General features: G+C 47.9%; 15 protein-coding genes. All 15 read left to right on the forward strand.

Annotation, left to right across the window (positions count from 1 at the left end; all coding sequences use genetic code 11):
• The first annotated feature begins 41 nt into the window (after nucleotides 1–41).
• The 15 genes from MOST_RS04075 to MOST_RS04145 all read left to right on the forward strand — a co-directional run bounded on the left by MOST_RS04075 (nucleotide 42) and on the right by MOST_RS04145 (nucleotide 17,100).
• Nucleotides 42–917, forward strand: a complete 876-nt coding sequence (locus MOST_RS04075; RefSeq protein ID WP_054935746.1) for an acetaldehyde dehydrogenase (acetylating) — start codon at nucleotides 42–44, stop codon at nucleotides 915–917.
• A complete protein-coding gene (gene dmpG / locus MOST_RS04080) occupies nucleotides 914–1,933 on the forward strand; it encodes a 4-hydroxy-2-oxovalerate aldolase (protein WP_054935747.1) in 1,020 nt (339 codons plus the stop codon). The genes MOST_RS04075 and dmpG overlap by 4 nt, the downstream gene beginning before the upstream one ends.
• Nucleotides 1,934–1,936: 3 nt before the next feature.
• Nucleotides 1,937–2,557, forward strand: coding sequence for a (2Fe-2S)-binding protein (locus MOST_RS04085; RefSeq protein ID WP_054935748.1), 621 nt, complete (start codon nucleotides 1,937–1,939; stop codon nucleotides 2,555–2,557).
• Entirely contained in the window at nucleotides 2,557–3,978 is a 1,422-nt protein-coding gene (locus tag MOST_RS04090) for a hypothetical protein (protein WP_054935749.1), read from the forward strand. Before MOST_RS04085 ends, MOST_RS04090 begins: the two co-directional genes overlap by 1 nt.
• 46 nt (nucleotides 3,979–4,024) lie before the next feature.
• A complete protein-coding gene (locus MOST_RS04095; protein ID WP_054935750.1) occupies nucleotides 4,025–5,083 on the forward strand; it encodes a TAXI family TRAP transporter solute-binding subunit in 1,059 nt (352 codons plus the stop codon).
• A gap of 85 nt (nucleotides 5,084–5,168) precedes the next feature.
• Nucleotides 5,169–7,046, forward strand: coding sequence for a TRAP transporter permease (locus MOST_RS04100; protein ID WP_054935751.1), 1,878 nt, complete (start codon nucleotides 5,169–5,171; stop codon nucleotides 7,044–7,046).
• Nucleotides 7,047–7,173: 127 nt separating this feature from the next.
• Nucleotides 7,174–8,517 carry a UbiD family decarboxylase gene (locus MOST_RS04105; protein WP_054935752.1) on the forward strand — a complete coding sequence of 448 codons (1,344 nt, stop codon included), beginning with the start codon at nucleotides 7,174–7,176 and terminating at the stop codon, nucleotides 8,515–8,517.
• A 54-nt stretch (nucleotides 8,518–8,571) separates the two neighbouring features.
• A complete protein-coding gene (locus MOST_RS04110; RefSeq protein ID WP_054935753.1) occupies nucleotides 8,572–9,615 on the forward strand; it encodes a TRAP transporter substrate-binding protein in 1,044 nt (347 codons plus the stop codon).
• A gap of 69 nt (nucleotides 9,616–9,684) precedes the next feature.
• Nucleotides 9,685–10,176 carry a TRAP transporter small permease gene (locus MOST_RS04115; RefSeq protein ID WP_054935754.1) on the forward strand — a complete coding sequence of 164 codons (492 nt, stop codon included), beginning with the start codon at nucleotides 9,685–9,687 and terminating at the stop codon, nucleotides 10,174–10,176.
• A complete protein-coding gene (locus MOST_RS04120; protein ID WP_054935755.1) occupies nucleotides 10,176–11,456 on the forward strand; it encodes a TRAP transporter large permease in 1,281 nt (426 codons plus the stop codon). The genes MOST_RS04115 and MOST_RS04120 overlap by 1 nt, the downstream gene beginning before the upstream one ends.
• A 27-nt stretch (nucleotides 11,457–11,483) precedes the next feature.
• Nucleotides 11,484–11,729 carry a ubiquitin family protein gene (locus MOST_RS04125; protein WP_054935756.1) on the forward strand — a complete coding sequence of 82 codons (246 nt, stop codon included), beginning with the start codon at nucleotides 11,484–11,486 and terminating at the stop codon, nucleotides 11,727–11,729.
• Between the two features lie 19 nt (nucleotides 11,730–11,748).
• Entirely contained in the window at nucleotides 11,749–13,587 is a 1,839-nt protein-coding gene (locus tag MOST_RS04130; RefSeq protein WP_054935757.1) for an aldehyde ferredoxin oxidoreductase family protein, read from the forward strand.
• 31 nt (nucleotides 13,588–13,618) lie between these two features.
• The gene (locus MOST_RS04135) at nucleotides 13,619–14,779 is read left to right on the forward strand and encodes an iron-containing alcohol dehydrogenase (protein WP_054935758.1); all 1,161 of its coding nucleotides are present in this window, start codon (nucleotides 13,619–13,621) and stop codon (nucleotides 14,777–14,779) included.
• A gap of 204 nt (nucleotides 14,780–14,983) precedes the next feature.
• Entirely contained in the window at nucleotides 14,984–16,018 is a 1,035-nt protein-coding gene (locus tag MOST_RS04140) for a LacI family DNA-binding transcriptional regulator (RefSeq protein ID WP_054935759.1), read from the forward strand.
• Nucleotides 16,019–16,071: 53 nt separating this feature from the next.
• Nucleotides 16,072–17,100 (forward strand): zinc-dependent alcohol dehydrogenase, encoded by a 1,029-nt coding sequence (locus MOST_RS04145; RefSeq protein ID WP_054935760.1) that lies wholly within the window; start codon nucleotides 16,072–16,074, stop codon nucleotides 17,098–17,100.
• The last annotated feature ends 30 nt before the right edge of the window (nucleotides 17,101–17,130 follow it).

The raw sequence follows: 17,130 nt of genomic DNA on the forward strand, positions 1-17,130 counted from the left end.
CAAAGCCCGGCCGTGAATAAATGTTAAAAGGAGATGTGACAGTGGATAAAATTAAAGTGGCCGTCATCGGCCCGGGGAATATCGGTTCCGACTTGATGTACAAGATCCTGCGCAGCCGGCACCTGGAGATGGCCCTGATGACCGGCATTATCGAATCCGAAGGCATCAAACGAGCGCGCGGGCTAGGCATCAAGACCTCCACCGCAGGCGTCCAGGCTGTCCTGGAGGATAAAGACATAAAAATAGTCTTCGACGCCACCGGGGCCAAACCCCACCTGCAGCACGCCCCTCTTTTAAAAGAGGCCGGTAAAATCGCCATTGACCTGACGCCGGCCGCCGTCGGCCCCTATGTCGTGCCCTGTGTCAACCTGGACCAGGTCAAGGCTGAGCCCAATCTCAATATGGTCACCTGCGGCGGCCAGGCCACGGTGCCCATAGTCTATGCCATCAACCGCGCGGCGGGTGCCAGGTATGCCGAGATTGTAGCCTGCATTGCTTCGAAAAGCGCCGGGCCAGGCACGCGCCAGAATATCGATGAATTCACCCAGACGACGGCTAAAGCCCTTACCGTTGTGGGCGGGGCCCAAAAAGGCAAGGCTATTATTATCCTGAACCCGGCCGAGCCGCCCATTATGATGACCAATACTGTTTACGTAGAGGTAGAGCGACCGGACGAGCAGGCCATCCGGGCCTCGGTAGAGGCCATGGTGAAGGAAATCCAGAGTTACGTACCGGGTTACCAGCTCCGGGTACCGCCCCTGCTGGACGGGAACAAAGTAACGACTATTATCCAGGTGGAAGGGGCCGGCGATTTCCTGCCAAAGTACTCCGGCAATCTTGATATTATTACCTCCGCAGCCGTGGCCGTAGCGGAAAAACTGGCCCAAAAGATTTTAGCAGGGGAAGTGGCAGCATGAAAAACTCCAAGTTTATCCACCTGGTAGATACAACTTTACGCGACGGCAGCCATGCCGTAAGCCACCAGTTCACGGCGGAGCAAATTGCCGCCATTGCCGGCGGCTTGGACGCAGCCGGAGTGGAATATATAGAAGTTTCCCATGGCGATGGCCTGGCCGGTTCTTCCTATAACTACGGTTGGGCGTTGTTAAGCGACGAAGGAATGCTCAAGGCGGCGGCCGGGGCTATTAAAAAAAGCAACCTGACAGTCCTGCTCCTGCCGGGCATCGGTACCCAGGAAGACTTAGAAATGGCGGCTCATTATGGCGCGAAAGCCGTAAGGGTCGCCACCCATGTTACCGAAGCTGACATTGGCGAGCAGCATATAGGCATGGCCAAAAAGCTGGGGATGCAGGCTTTCGGTTTCTTGATGATGTGCCACATGGCACCGCCAGAAAAGGTGGTCGAGCAGGCCAAACTCTTTGAATCTTACGGGGTTGATTTTATCTATGTGGCCGATTCTGCCGGGGCCATGCTACCGGAAGATGTCAAAGCCCGGGTGGGTGCCGTGGTCGAAGCAGTAAAAGTACCTGTCGGGTTCCATGCCCACAACAACCTGACCATGGCTACGGCCAATGCCCTGGCGGCGGTAGAGGCCGGTGCGACTTTCCTGGACGGTGCCTGTCGTGGCCTGGGGGCCGGTGCCGGCAACGCCCAGACCGAGGCCCTGGTAGGCGTGCTGGAGAAGCTGGGCTACCAGACGGGTGTCGATTTCTACAAGATTATGGATGTGGCCGAGGATATCGTCGAACCCATCATGCACCGGCCCCAAGTGGTGCGCAACGCACCCTTGATGCTGGGCTATGCCGGTGTCTACTCTAGTTTCCTCTTGCACACCTACCGGGCGGCCGAGAAATTCAACCTCGACCCCCGGGACATCCTGGTAGAGCTGGGAAGGAGGCGGATGGTCGGCGGCCAGGAAGATATGATTGTCGACGTGGCTTACCAGCTTGCACAGAAGAGGGGAGGGGCTTAAGCTTTGAAGGTAGTCAATTTATTGGCGGCAGTCGATGCCGGAAAGTGCCGGGGCTGTAAAACCTGCGAGAAGGTCTGCCCGGTGCTGGCGATCAAGGTGGTGAACCGGAAAGCCGTTGTCGACGCAGAACGCTGCCGCGGCTGTGCCGCCTGCGAGCAGCGCTGCCCGGACTACGCCATTACCATGGTGAAGCGGGAGCAGCCGGTTGTGGTTAAAGTCGACGTAAGCGCCGTTGACTATGAGCAGGTGGAAGATCTATGCCGTCGAGCCAGGCTGAACCCGGAGCAGATCATCTGCTACTGCACCGCCACGCGGGCGGAAGAAGTTGCCGCCGCCATTTTGCAGGGGGCGAGGTCCCCGGAAGAGATTTCTTTCCTCACGGGGGCCCGTACTGGTTGCAAGGTGGAATGCATCCAGCCCATCTTGCGCCTTCTGGAAGCAGCCGGCATTAAACCGGAACCACCTAAAGACGGCTGGCAGTGGTACGGCCGTACGGTAACGGTGTGGGAGATACCCGAGGAAGTTAAGCACAAGTATGCTACCCGCGGCTTTTACTTTGACGAGGACATTAAACTTTTGGACCGGGTAGTGGCAGCACCTGTACAGGGAAGGAGGGATTCCTGATGCGTCCTCCCATTACACCCATACCACCAAGGAAGTCCCAGTATGGCATTGACCCCTCCCTGGTTAAAACTCGCGTCAGCGAGTTGCCGGGCATGACCTCCGTATTGCTGAAAGAGCTTTTCCCCGACCTGCCGGAAGTGATTTATCCAGGTGAAGGGGGAGTCGCTGCCGTCCGGAAAGCTACAGAGGAAGCCCTCAAAAATATCGACATGAGCAGGATCAAGCCGGAGCACTCGGTCAATATCCTGGCCTCCCATCACGGCTTCACCCTCCTGGGGGGCGAACCCTACGCCGAGATGCTGAAGACCCTCAAAGACGTTATCGAAGCCCGGACGGGGTGTAAGAATATCCGCCTGCGGGCCGGTGTGGGCCTGCGCTTCCGGGAGACGGAAGAGTATATCAAGCGCTATGGCCTGGATAAGCACTTTGACGGCAAGGCCATCGGCGTGGCCCCCATCGACCAGGGAATACCCATTGAAACCGAGATAGGCACGCTGTATGGCATCCGCAAGGTCTATGACGCTGACTGGATTGTCCATGCCCACAACAGCGATGTGCGCGAGGTCCACTTCCACCGCCAGGTAGACCGGGCTGTGAAGCCCTTCGGCATGTCCTACGCCCGTATCGAGACCAGGTCTACCTACCACCAGAACCTGGGGCCGCGGGCGGCCAACTTTACGGCCAGGGCCATCTTTGACTCGCCCTTTGTCCAGAGCAAGTTCGCCTTTGCTTCCTTCCTCACGGTGGCACCCAACGGCATCATCGGCGTCGATGCTGATAACAATCTCTATGCTCTAAACGACCGGGTGACGCAAATCGGCTGCCGTTACTACGGCAAGATGATGACCCTCTTCGGCGAGATAGACGAGTGCATTGCCGCCCTGGATTTCCCCTGCCCGGTGGTGTATGTCTTCTCGGCCGGGGTCATTTACGCCAACTTTGCCGGGGCCAATACCGATCTCTACGACCTGGATTTGCCCCTGCCGGCCTATACCTGGTACACGGAAGCCTTCTACGGCAAGGCAGGGAAGCCGCTCCTGAAAGATATACCACCATTGAACCCGGCCATCAAGATGTGCGTCCACAACTACGCCTGGACGGGATATCCCAGCGCCTTCTTCAGCGAGCACATCCCCACGGTGGTAGTGGGCCAGGAGCAGGCGGACCTCTTCAACCGTGATCCCCAGAACCTGACCTATATGAAGCATGCAGTAGTGGCCGAAACAACGGAAGCGGCCATGGAGTTTGCCTATAAGACTACCGGCACCCGCAAGGTCCTCATCTTTGACGGTGCCATGGGCGGTATCAACGTCAGCGAACCCCTGGCCGAGCTGCTGCTCAAGAAAGCGCCGGCAGTCAGCGAACGGGTGGATAACGAGCTGCTCCCCAAGTGGCTGCGCCAGCGGGGCGTTAAGCTGTGAAGGGCAAAGGGACAAAGTTGTTATCAACAAAGGAGGTCTAGTCTAGATGAAAATTAAGCGTAGTTTACTGGCTGCATTATTGTTAATCATGGCATTGGCCATAGCCACCTTTGCTGCCGCCTGTGGCGGGCAAAAAGAAAAGGCCCCTGCCAGCAATAGCGGCCAGGCCCAGTCTAAGGCAAATGAACCCTTAAAACTCAACATAGCTACATTTAATATGGGCAGCAGTTGGTACACTTATGGTGCCACTATTGCCGAAGTAATTAGGGGAGTTTTACCTGAAGGTTCGCAAGTAAACATCCTTGCCCAGGCCGGCGGTGTAGGCAATCCTAAACTGATCGGCGACGAAAAAGTCCAGATGGCTATCGGATTCAACGTTACCGATAAATGGGCCTACGATGGCAAAGAAATATATAGCGATAAGAAACGCGATAATATTCGCGGCATTGCCGGTTACCTGGATGAATACTATTTCGGCATCGTAGCCCGCAAGGATTTAGGTATTACTGACCTTGCCCAGCTAAAGGAGAAGAAACCTAAAATCCACCTCATGACTGTTCCTGTCGGTGGATTAGGTGAAGTAGCGACAAAACTTGTACTGCAGGCATATGGCGTCAGTTACGATGACATCAAATCCTGGGGCGGCACCGTGGAACACAGTGATTTTAACGCCATTGTAGATGCTTTCCGCGACGGCAAGGCGGATATGTTCATGCAAACGATTACGAAAGGCCACCCGGCCGTTACTGAACTAGCAACTACAACGCCAGTTGTCTTTATCCCCATTGGCGAAGATAAAATACAAGAACTGAGTTCCAGCTACGGCTTTGTGCGGGCCGAAATCCCGGCCAATAGCTTCAAAGGCCAGGATAAAAACATACCTACTTTGGGCCTTACCAGCACCCTAATTACCCATAGCAATGTTCCCGACGAAATAGTTTATAAGATTACCAAGGCCATTATCGAAAACGAGGACCGAATTCGTCAGGGGCATAAAGCTCTAGAGGTCTTTGACCCTGCCAAGGCGTCGCGATTGGATGGGCTGGGTGTACCGCTTCATCCAGGGGCTGAAAAATATTACAGGGAAGCCGGTCTTCTGAAATAATAGATAAAGAATGCAATACGGTGGAACAGTTGGAAAACTGTTCCACCGTATTAAAAATGTACAAGCCTGAAAGGGGTAACTTTTAATGGCTTCTATAATAGAGAAACCCGACTATAAACGCTTTTTAGCCTTGCCGTCCTTGATAGCCCTGGCATGGACTTTGTTTCAGCTCTATATCGTTATTTTTGGCAGCCTGCATGCCCAGGTCCAGAGACCCATCCATGTAGCATTTGCCATAGCTTTAGTTTTGGTATCAAAACCCCTAATCAAAGGCCAAAAAGGATACAAATGGTACGACGTTGTTGGTGCAGTTATAACCTTTGCCTGCGTTTTTTACCTTATGGCCAACTACGAGCGAATTACTACCCGCATACCCATGGTCGACCCCCTATATCCCCTCGATATTATTGTGGGCCTGGCCTTTATAATCCTGCTGTTTGAAGCCGCCCGCCGGGCAACCAACCTGGCCTTGCCCCTGATCGCCTTAGTCTTTGTCCTTTATGGTTTCTTTGGCCAGCATCTTCCCGGACTATTCGGCCACCAGGGGATAAGCCTGCAGGACTTTATTGAAAATCAATTCTTTTCCACAGTAGGTGTTTTTGGCTCGCCGGTAGCAGTTTCCGTTAATATGGTATTTTACTTCCTGCTTTTCAGCGCCTTTTTAGAAGCTACACCGGCAGGCAAGCTCTTTATTGACCTGGCCAGCGTCAGCACGAGCAAGTCCCGGGGCGGTACCGGCAAGGCAACTATTATAGCCAGCGGGCTATTTGGCATGATTAGTGGCAGCGCCGCAGCTAACACAGTCTCTGTAGGTACTTTTACTTATCCTCTAATGATAAAAAATGGCTTCAAGCCCAAATTCTCAGCCAGTGTCCTGGCTATCGGCGGTACAGGAGGCCAGCTTATTCCTCCCATCATGGGGGCTGCCGCCTTTATCATGGTGGACATGATCGGGGTTTCCTACGCCGAGATTATGAAAACGGCCATCATCCCTTCCATTATTTATATCGCTGCCCTTTATTTCGTAGTCCACTACGAGAGCTTACGAGCCAATATTAAAACCATTGCTGTTGATATAACTGAAGCGAAAAGAAGTATAGCGACACGCATACATCTTTTAGGTTCAATAATAGTTTTGGTCACCTTGATTATACTAGGCCGTTCTCTTATGTTTTCTGCCTTTTGGGGCACAGTTACCCTCTTAATACTTTGTTTTCTGCGCAAAGATACTCACGCCAGCCTTTATAAAATTATTGGCGCTTTAGAGGTAACGGCACGTACCGCGGTAACAATAGCCATTCCTTGCGCTATAGCAGGCATAATCGTAGGCGTTATTACAACCTCGGGGCTAGGTCTGCGGTTTAGCAGCTTAGTTGCCCAGCTCTCGCAGGGCAACCTGCTTATCGCCTTGTTTTTAACTATGGTAATGGCCATAATCCTGGGCATGGGTATGCCCACCAGCGCTGCCTACATTATGGCTGCCGTCTTACTGGCTCCGGCCATTGAAAAACTGGGCGTTGCGCCCATAGTAACTCACTTTTTCATCTTTTACTTTGCCAACCTCTCCATGATTACCCCGCCGGTAGCCCTGGCTTCTTACGCCGCGGCTGGCTTGGCTAACCTAGACTTGTGGGAAGTCGGTTTAGAAGCCTTTAAACTCAGTTTTGTCATCTTCCTGTTACCCTTTGCCTTCGTTTTTAACCCGGGCCTCCTCGGCATAGGAAATTTACCAGAAATCCTATGGGTTACCTTTACCACCCTGGTAGGCACATGGTCCATGTCGATGGCGGTAATCGGTTACAGTTCGACGCCACTGAACAAATGGCAAAGGTTATTGCTTATTTGTGCTGCCATGTTATTGATTGTGCCGGAAGTCATGACTGATATTGTCGGGCTTGTCATCTTTGTGGCAGTTATTTTGCCTAAAATGGTGGCTGGAAGGAGGGTGGCTAAGACTTTTTAATTAATACTTCCCTTTATCTTAGGTACCTCCATCGCCTTGACTAATTAATTACTAAGAAAAATTGTGGTTTAAGTGAACTAGAATGATATTCATATCGATAAAGAGGTAAACAAGAAGGTGATACATTGTGGCTTTAACCTCTTTACGCCAGTGGCTGGCTGAATTACAACAGAGGGGATTCTTAAAACATGTTAATAAAGAAGTAGATTTGCATTATGAATTGGCGGCCGTGGGAAAGAAAGCCGATGGCCAATTTGCCTTGCAATTTAATAATGCCGGCAACTCATCAATCCCTGTAGTAACAGGTATCGCTGGAACGCGGGAAATTCTGGCCCTGGCCATGGGGGTAGCAAGGGATCAGGTAGCAGAGCGCTTTGCCCAGGCCCAGGCTAACCCGGTAGAATGTGTCCTGGTAGCATCCGGGAAAGCCCCTGTTAAGGAAAATGTTAACTATGATGTTGATTTAGGATCTCTTCCCATACCTGTTCACCATGAGAAGGATGCCGGACCGTATATAACCGCAGGGGTCCTGGTAGCCAAGGACCCCCGGACCGGAATACGCAATATATCCATTCACCGGTTGCAGGTTTTAGGTCCTAATCGCCTGGGGATTTTGATTTTACCGCGCCACCTGTCCCATTTCTTCCGGGCGGCTGAAGAGGCCGGCAGGCCCCTGGAGGTAGCTATAGCTATCGGTCTGGACCCGCTGCTACTGCTGGCATCCCAGGCCCTGACGCCACCCGGGTTCGATGAATTTACCATTGCCGGAGCTCTATATGGCCAACCCCTGGAGCTGGTGAAATGCGAGACTGTCGACCTGGAGGTCCCGGCCCAGGCGGAAATAGTATTAGAAGGGATGCTCCTCCCGCGGGTGAGGGAGATGGAAGGGCCTTTTGGAGAATACCCCAAATATTACGGTCCGGCGTCACCAAAGCCGGTAATAGAGTTAACTGCCATGACCTCACGCCGAAATCCTATTTACCAGACGATTGTTCCAGCAACAATGGAGCACCTACTACTGGGAGCCATTCCAAGAGAGGGGGGATTATTACAGGTAATAAAAAATGCTGTACCTAATGTTAAGGGGGTGCATCTCACCCCGGGTGGTACCTGCCGCTATCATGCTGTAATTACCATTGATAAACAAAATGAAGGCGAGGCCAAGAACGCCATCTTTGCTGCCTTCAGCAGTAGTCAGGAAATTAAGCATGTAGTTGTAGTAGATAAAGACGTTGACATCTTTAATCCTGAAGATGTGGAGTGGGCTATAGCAACCCGCTGTCAGGCTGGCCGCGATGTCTTTATCGTAGAGCGAGCCCTGGGAAACAAATTAGATCCATCCAGTGATAATGGTCTTAGTGATAAAATGGGAATTGATGCCACGGTGCCTTTGGATGCAGAGCCCGGGCGTTTTGAACGAATTCGTATTCCCGGTGAAGAAGCAATTAGGCTGGAAGATTATTTAGATTAAAGTATTTAAGTGGCAAGAATTAATCACCACAAATTAAGCATAGGAGGCCTATACATGTTTAAAAAGAGTAGATTCTGCAAGTGGCTAGTAATAGGTCTTGTGGTAGGGCTATTTACAGTAGCCATAGCTGGGTGTGGTAGCAGTAATAATAAGCAACAAAGTGAAGGAACGAAGCAAGGAACAATCAATTTAAGGTTAGCTGATGTTGTCCAGCCAACCCATCCTATGAACGTAGCTGCAGAAAAATTTGCTAAGAAAGTTCAAGAAAAGAGCAACGGCCGCATCAAGATTACCATTTATCCAGCCCGGCAGCTTGGTGATGACCGCCAGTTGTTTGAACAGGTTCAGCAGGGTTCACTGGATATGGCTGAGATATCAGTAGCTCCAATGGGTAGTACTAATCCCATTGTGATGGCTTTGCAGATGCCATTTTTGTTTACTGATTGGGATCAATATACTAAAGTTATCAAGAGCGAGGCCACTGATAAGTTACTGAAAGGCTTGGAAAAAAATAATGTTAAAGCCTTAGCTGTTTATAATGCTGGTTTTCGTCACATCCTTACAGTTAATAAACCTGTCAAAACACCGGCAGATTTACAGGGAATGAAGTTCCGGACTGCCGAAACGCCACTCCATGTGGATATTTTTAAAGCACTTGGGGCCAATCCTACGCCCATGCCCTATGGTGAAATTTACAGTGGTCTCCAAAATAAAGTCATTGACGGTTTGGAAATGGATTTGAGCGCCATCTTAATGGAGAAACACTATGAAGTAGCCAAGGATGTTACTTTATCAAAACACTTTACCTGGCCAGCCATCCTGATGATTAACACCGCTAAATTTAATTCACTTACGCCAGAGGACCAAAAAATCATTCAAGATGCAGCCAAAGAAGTAATAGATGAAAACGTTAAAGATATTGCTGAAATTGAAAAGAAAGCCGTAAGTGAACTAACCGCTAAAGGGGTTAAAATGATTGAACTCTCAGCGAGTGAATTAGTCCCCTTTATTGAAGCGACCAAAGGAGTAGAACAAAAATATAGTTCTCAGGATCCTGCCATTGCTGAGTTCGTAAAAGCAGCACGAAATATAAAATAAATATAAAATGCATGGGGGACTGTTCATTCTTAACGGTCCCCCATAAAAAACTAAGAAGGTGAAAAAGTTATGCCATATTTGAATAAAGCCGGTCAAATTTTGGACAAGTTAGCAAGATGGCTAGTCCAAATTACAGTGGCCGTTATGGCAATAACAGTTACTTTTCAGGTAATATGGCGCTATTTCTTAAGAAACCCCATCATCTGGGCCGAAGAATTGGCACGCTATGGGTTGGTTTGGATGACATTTATCGGTGCTGCTGTAGCTCTTAAAACAGGGCAATTAGCCTGTGTTGATTTGCTTGTTAGTAAGCTTCCACGTCGCTGGCAAAAAGGCATATCATTAATCGTTACCATTGTAAACAGCTTATTATTAGCCTTTCTATTATATTACAGTATTCAGATGGTTAACTTACCAAGTGTCACTAATCAAAAATCGCCAGCGTTACGGTTGCCTATGAATTATGTTTATCTGGGGATCCCGTTAGGGATGGGATTAATGCTGGTTCAGTCGCTATTACAATTAGTTAACAGTGTAATCGGAAACGAGGTCGATAAATAATGGGGATTGTTGCTCTAGCATTTATAGCTACCTTAATTATAGGTCTCCCAATAGCATTTGTCTTGGGGTTCACAGGCGTATTGCATGCTTTAATAATGGGTGATCCCAACCTCCTGGTAATGCTACCGCAAAGAATGTTTGCGGCTGCTGATAATTTTAGTCTAATGGCCATTCCCCTCTTTGTCCTGGCCGGAGAGTTGATGGGCTTTGGCGGCGTAACAGAAAAGTTAGCCGATATGACCCGCTCCATTATTGGCCATATCCGGGGCGGACTGGCTTATGCTACTGTAGTCGTAGGTTGTTTCCTGGGGGCATTACTGGGATCAGCTAATGCTGCTGCTGCCCTTTTAGGCGATGTCATGCAGCCGGAGATGGTTAAGGACGGTTATGATGAAGTTTTCAGTACCTGTTTAACAGCGGCTACTTCAATTTTAGGACCAATTATTCCTCCCAGTATGATATTTATTGTTTATGGTGTAGCGGCCAATCTTTCCATTGGCGAATTGTTTTTTGCTGGTATAATACCTGGTTTGCTCCTGGCCGCTGCATACTTTGTGATAATCTGGCTAACTGGGAGACGCGAAAAATGGCACGTTCGGCCGCGGGCAACCCTGGCTGAAGCAGGTAGAAGTTTTTTAAAGGCAGCACCCTCCTTATTGGTACCGGTTATCATTTTAGGCGGTATTCTGGGTGGCATTACTACGCCGACAGAATCGGCAGCCGCTGCTTCAGTAGTGGCAGTATTTTTAGGAACGGTAGTTTATAAAAAACTAAAGTTATCGCATATCCCCCACATACTGGAGAGGACAGGGGTAGTTAGTGCATCGATTATGATCATTGTGGCCATGGCCAATATCCTGGGTTGGACTTTAGCCCTTGATCAAGTCCCTCAGACTATAGCCCAGTTTATGTTGTCTTTGACATCTAATAAATATTTACTTTTGCTTTTAATTAACATTTTACTGCTTATCGTCGGTATGGTAATGGAAACTATAGCGGCTATTATTATTCTGGTGCCGGTATTTTTACCCATAATAACTGCCGTAGGCATTGACCCATTGCATTTTGGCTTAGTAGTTAGCTTCAACCTAGTTGTAGGTCTATTGACACCACCTGTCGGCGTAGCCCTATTTACAACTTCTATTGTCACTAAAACTTCATTACAAAAACTAATCAAACCCATCTGGATTTGGGTAGGTGCGGCCATGGCGGTTCTGATGATATTAACTTATGTTCCGGGCATAGTTACTTTCTTACCGCGTTTAGTTTTTAAGCATTAAAAATAAATGGTAACGGGCGGTGATAATTTGAACATTACCGTGCAATTGTACCCGCCACTGAAGTTTCCTGATGGCGCAGAGTATCACCAGCTTGAGGTAAAGGAAGGTTTAAGTATAGGAGACTTGTTGAAGCGCTTAGAAGCAGAAGGAGCTTTTGGTGATTATAGCTACCAGGCAGTGTTTGCTATGGTAGAGAATGACGTGGCTATCAATGATTATATTTTAAAGGCTGGACAAACAGTTAAAATTCTTCTTCGTCCAGCGGGGGGTTAAATAAAGGGGGAAAGGAAAAGTGTTAGGTGGTTATGCTGGTAAGATACTGTGGGTGGATTTAACTACCCGGCAGTGGCGCACTGAAGATGTTACCGAAGAAATGGCCCGCAAATGGATTGGCGGTAGCGGGTGGGCAGCAGCAATAGTACCTAAGATGGTGCCAGCCAGTGCGGACCCCTTAGGTCCAGAAAACATTCTTGGGTTTTTTACCGGCCCCCTGACGGGAACGATGGTGCCGTCTTCGGGGCGGCATAGCGTTGCCGGCAAATCGCCCCTTACAGGCATCTGGGGTGAAGCCAGTGTAGGTGGCAGTTGGGGTAAAGCCTTAAAACATGCTGGTTATGATGCTCTAATTCTTACAGGACAGGCTACAGAACCAGTTTACCTCTGGATCAACGAAGAAACAGTGGAAATCCGCCCGGCCGGATCTTTATGGGGCCTGGATACCTATGAAATAGAAGAGGCAGTACGCGAGCAGACCCACCCCAAAGCAGAAGTATGTTCAATAGGTCCTGCCGGCGAACGGCTGGCCCGGATCGCCGGTTTATTTACCGACGGCCGGGAAGGCCGGGCTGCAGCACGTTGTGGCCTGGGTGCAGTAGCCGGTTCTAAGAAAGTAAAAGCCATAGCCGTTTATGGGCAAAAAAATCCGCCTTTAGTTCATAAAGAAGAATTACTCAAGCGAATTAAAGCGGCTCTGCCTGCCATTAAGGAAAGAACTAAAGGTCTGGCTAATTTTGGGACAGCAGGATTGGTAATTCCCTGTGAACAGCTTGGCGATTTTCCTGTCAAAAATTGGTCCCTGGGTTCGTGGGAAGAAGGAGCCCAAAAGATAAGCGGTGTCCAGCTGGCTGAAAGGTTTTTAACCGGTCGCTTCCATTGTGCCGGTTGTCCGATCGGTTGTGGCCGCCGCATAGCTATTAACCAGGGCCGGTATACCAGTGTTAACGGCGGTGGTCCCGAATACGAAACGCTGGGCGTATTTGGCGGGTCCTGTTTGATCGATGATCTCGAAGCAATTTGCTATGCCAACGAACTTTGCAATCGATATGGAATAGATACTATTGATGCAGGTAATCTGGTTGCCTTTAGTATAGAAGCCTTTGAAAAAGGGATTATTAGCAAACAAGATACTGGTGGACGGGAATTAAAATGGGGTGATCCTGATACTCTAATCGGCTTAATTAAAGAAATGGGTGAAGGTCAAGGCTTTGGAGCTATTTTGGCCGAAGGGTTCCCTGCTCTTGCCCAACGTTATGGTGATGCTGTCAAGGAAATGGGGATTACTGCTAAAGGATTAAGTTTTCCGTCCCATGAGCCGCGGGCATATAACAGTATAGCAGTAGGTTATGCCACGGCCAACAGGGGAGCATGCCATCTGGAAGCCTTTAGCCATGCTTTTGAGCGTAATGTTTCTATGCCTGATTTAGGGATAAACCAGCCCCTAGACCGTTTTGCCAGTGAAGGCAAAGGCGTGATGGTAGCTCAGGCGCAAAACTTAATGATGGTTTTTGACTCTATAGCAGCATGTAAATTTCTCTTATTTGGTGGAGTTACTCCAACTATTATATCTGAATGGCTATCACTAGCCACAGGTGTGGAATGGAATAAAGATGATTTATTGAAATGTGGTGAACGCATATTTAACCAGAAGCGCCTCTTTAATATCCATTGTGGTATTAGCCGTAAAGATGATACTCTGCCGGAGCGCATCCTCAAACAACCTCGTGGTAGTGGGGGCGCAGCTACAAATCTTCCTCCCTTAGAGACAATGCTGGATGAGTATTATTCCTTTAGAGGCTGGGATGCCAATGGTATTCCCACAGAAGCTAAACTGCGGGAACTAGGATTGGTGTAAATAAAAATTGATTTTTCAAGAGGTGTTTTTTATGGCAAGCGACAGTTTTCTTTTCCGCATGGACACTCCTGTATTATTCGGTGATGGGGTGACGCAAAAGTTAGCTGAAAAAGTAAAAGAATTTAAAGCCAGCAAGGTTTTGATAGTAACCGATAAGGGCGTCAAGCAGGCTGGAATATTAGAAAAGGTAGAGCAACTACTCCGGGATGACGGCCTGGAAGTTATTGTCTTTGATGAAGTGGAGCCCGATCCCAGCCTGGAGACCATCCATAAAGGGGCTGACTTTTTCAAACAGGTGGGTTGCGACCTGATGGTGGCCCTTGGTGGAGGAAGCCCCATAGATACAGCAAAGGGAATAAGGGTAATAGTTGATAATGGTGGACATATTCGCGATTATGCTGGCGTGAATAAAGTTCCGCAAAGAGCTTCTCTCCCTTTAATCACCATCCCTACTACCTCTGGTACTGGTAGCGAAGTGACTATCTTTGCCGTGCTGTCAGATTGGGAATACAACATGAAAATCACGATAACCAGTCCCTACCTGGCAGCTGACCTGGCACTGGTAGATCCTTTGTTAACGGTATCGGCGCCACCGCAGATTACTGCCGCCAGCGGTATCGATGCCCTGGCCCATGCCATTGAAACGTATGTTTCAAATATTTCCCAGCCACTAGCAGATGCTTTAGCGTTAAAAGCCATTCAAATTATCGGCGCTAATTTACGTCCTGCTGTAGCCAATGGTAATAATCTTGCAGCCAGGAACCAGATGGCTCTGGGCAGTCTGATGGCCGGTATGGCTTTTAATAACGCCTTCCTGGGGATTACCCATTCTATAGGGGCCGCCTTGAGTGGCCATGTCCATGTCAGTCATGGGATAGCCATCGCCTTACTTTTACCTCATGTAATGGAATACAATGCTATGGCCCGGATGGAGAAGTACCGGGATATCGCCTTGGCTTTGGGTGAAAAAGTTGAAAATATTTCCTTGCGTGCAGCTGCGCTAGCTGCGGCTAAGAGTGTTTATGAACTGGTAGGCGATGTAAATTTACCCCAGCATCTAAGTGAGTTAGGGGTTAAAGAAGAGGATTTACCTGGGATAGCCAAAGATACTCTTGGACACGGGATGGTTAAAATGAACCCCCGCAAGCCTACTGAAGCCGATATTTTAGCCATTTTACGTAAAGCCCTTTAAACAAATATAAAATCCGGTCCAGGCCTGTTGGGTTACAGGTTTGGACCGGATCCAAATACATGGTAGTATTTAGAAGAAAAGCGAATAAAATTCGACGATATCGAAAGAACATTTAATAATGCAAGAAGGAATTATAACCCCAGTGTCGAATATACTTTTATCGGGAACGTTCCCGAAAAGGAAACTTGATGGGAATGAAAAGCATTGGAGAAGAAAGAAAGGCTAACAATTAAACAAATAGCCAGGTTAGCTAACGTTTCAGATTCGACCGTTTCCAGGGTTTTAAACAATCAACCAGATGTGAATGAAAATACCAGACAAAGAATACAAGAAATTGTAAAGCGGGTAGGTTACAGACCGGACGCTATTGCAAGAAGTCTTGTTACCGGCCAGTCAAAAACTCTGGCTTTTGTTACAGAAGATATTCGCAACCCTTTTTTTGCGGAAGTAGCTCGTGGTTTGGAAGATGCAGCTGCCGAATATGGTTACCAAATTATTTATTGCAGTACTGATTCAAATGTTGATAAAGAAAAGATGTATATAGACATGTTGCTTGCATACAGGGTAGCAGGTATTGTGTTTACATCTTTTAGCGGTAATCAAGCAATCATAAATGAAATTATCAAATGTAATATACCTTACGTTTTTGTTAACCGTTATTATAATGAAATCCCCGGGGATTGTGTTCTCATTGATAATTATCGAGGAGGCTATTTAGCGACTCAACATTTAATAAAATTAGGGCATAAACGTATAGTTCACCTGGGGGGAGGGAGTGTATCTTTTACCAGACTTGAAAGGAAAAGAGGATATGAACAAGCATTGAAAGATGCTGGCATAAAATATAACGAAAAGCTGGTTAAAACAATAAAAGGCACATTAAAATATAATACTGGCTATGAAATAACAAAAGAGATTTTAAAAGAAGAAAAGTTTACGGCAATCTTTGCCCTTAATGATCTAATAGCTCTGGGAGCATGGGCTGCATGCTTGGAAGAAGGGAAAAAAATACCAGAAGATATCGCTATTGTTGGTTTCGATAATATTGATTTTACGGCTTTCCCTACGGTTGCGCTGACAACGATTAATCAACCTAGATATGAAATGGGACGCAAGTGTATGGAAATATTAAAAGAGCGTATTGAAGGCAGTAGTACTGATAACGCTGAGAAATTTAAAAAGATTATTTTTACCCCCGAGTTAGTAATAAGGAAAAGTTGTGGATTTTACAGGAAATAGAATTCTATTTCGGGAACGTTCCCGGTAAATAACTTAGAATGGAGGCTGTATCATTGAAGGCTGTTGTTAAAGAAAAAAGAGGGGTAGGAAATGTAGTTTACAAGGATGTGAAGGAACCCCAGCCCAAAAGCGGGGAGCTAAAAGTTGAAGTTAAAGCGGCAGGTATATGTGGAACAGACATCCATATCTATCATGATCGCTTTCGCTATAATCCTCCAGTAATACTGGGGCATGAATTTAGCGGCGTAGTTGTGGAAGTGGGGGAAGGAGTAAAAGATTTCAAAGTTGGCGATAGAGTTACGGCTGAAGCCCCGGCGCAAATATGCGGTACTTGTGCATATTGCCGTACAGGAAACTACAACCTCTGTTCAAATAGATTAGGCCTGGGATGGGGCGTTGATGGTTGTTTTGCTAAATATTGTATCATTGAAGAAAAAATGGCCCATAAATTACCAGATAATGTAACTTTTAAAGCAGGTGCATTATGCGAGCCGCTGGCCTGTGTGGTCCACGGCATAGAACTGACGGGAATTACCGCCACCGACCTTGTTGTCGTAGCCGGACCGGGACCTATTGGCCTGCTGACCTTACAGGCAGTTAAGGCTGAAGGAGCGCGAGTAGTTGTTACAGGCACTTCTGTAGATAGCGAAAGGTTAAAAATGGCAGAACAGTTGGGGGCTGATTACACGATTAACATAGAAAACGAGGACCTGTACAGTGAAATTAAGAGTTTAACAAAAGGTTATGGAGCGGATGTTATCCTGGAATGCTCCGGAAGCCAGGCCTCAGTAAATACCTGTTTAGAAATAGTTAAGAAAGGGGGCAAATATACTCAGGTAGGGTTGTTTGGCAAACCCATCACTATTGATTTTGAAAAGGTAGCAACAAAAGAACTCAGGGTTACGGGTGTGCAGAGCCAGAAATGGACGGCATGGGAAAAAGCATTGAAGCTGCTAGAAGCTGGAAAAATCCAGCTCGAACCCCTGGTAAGCAGTGAATACCCAATGTCTGCCTGGGAAGAGGCTTTTAAAGCCTTTGAAAGCAAGCAAGGGCTAAAAACTGTAATGTATCCTGAAGAATAAAATCTAAAATTATGACGGGAGTGGATAGGT

The organism is Neomoorella stamsii, assembly GCF_002995805.1.
In the GTDB taxonomy this organism is placed as follows: Bacteria; Bacillota; DSM-521; order Neomoorellales; family Neomoorellaceae; genus Neomoorella; species Neomoorella stamsii.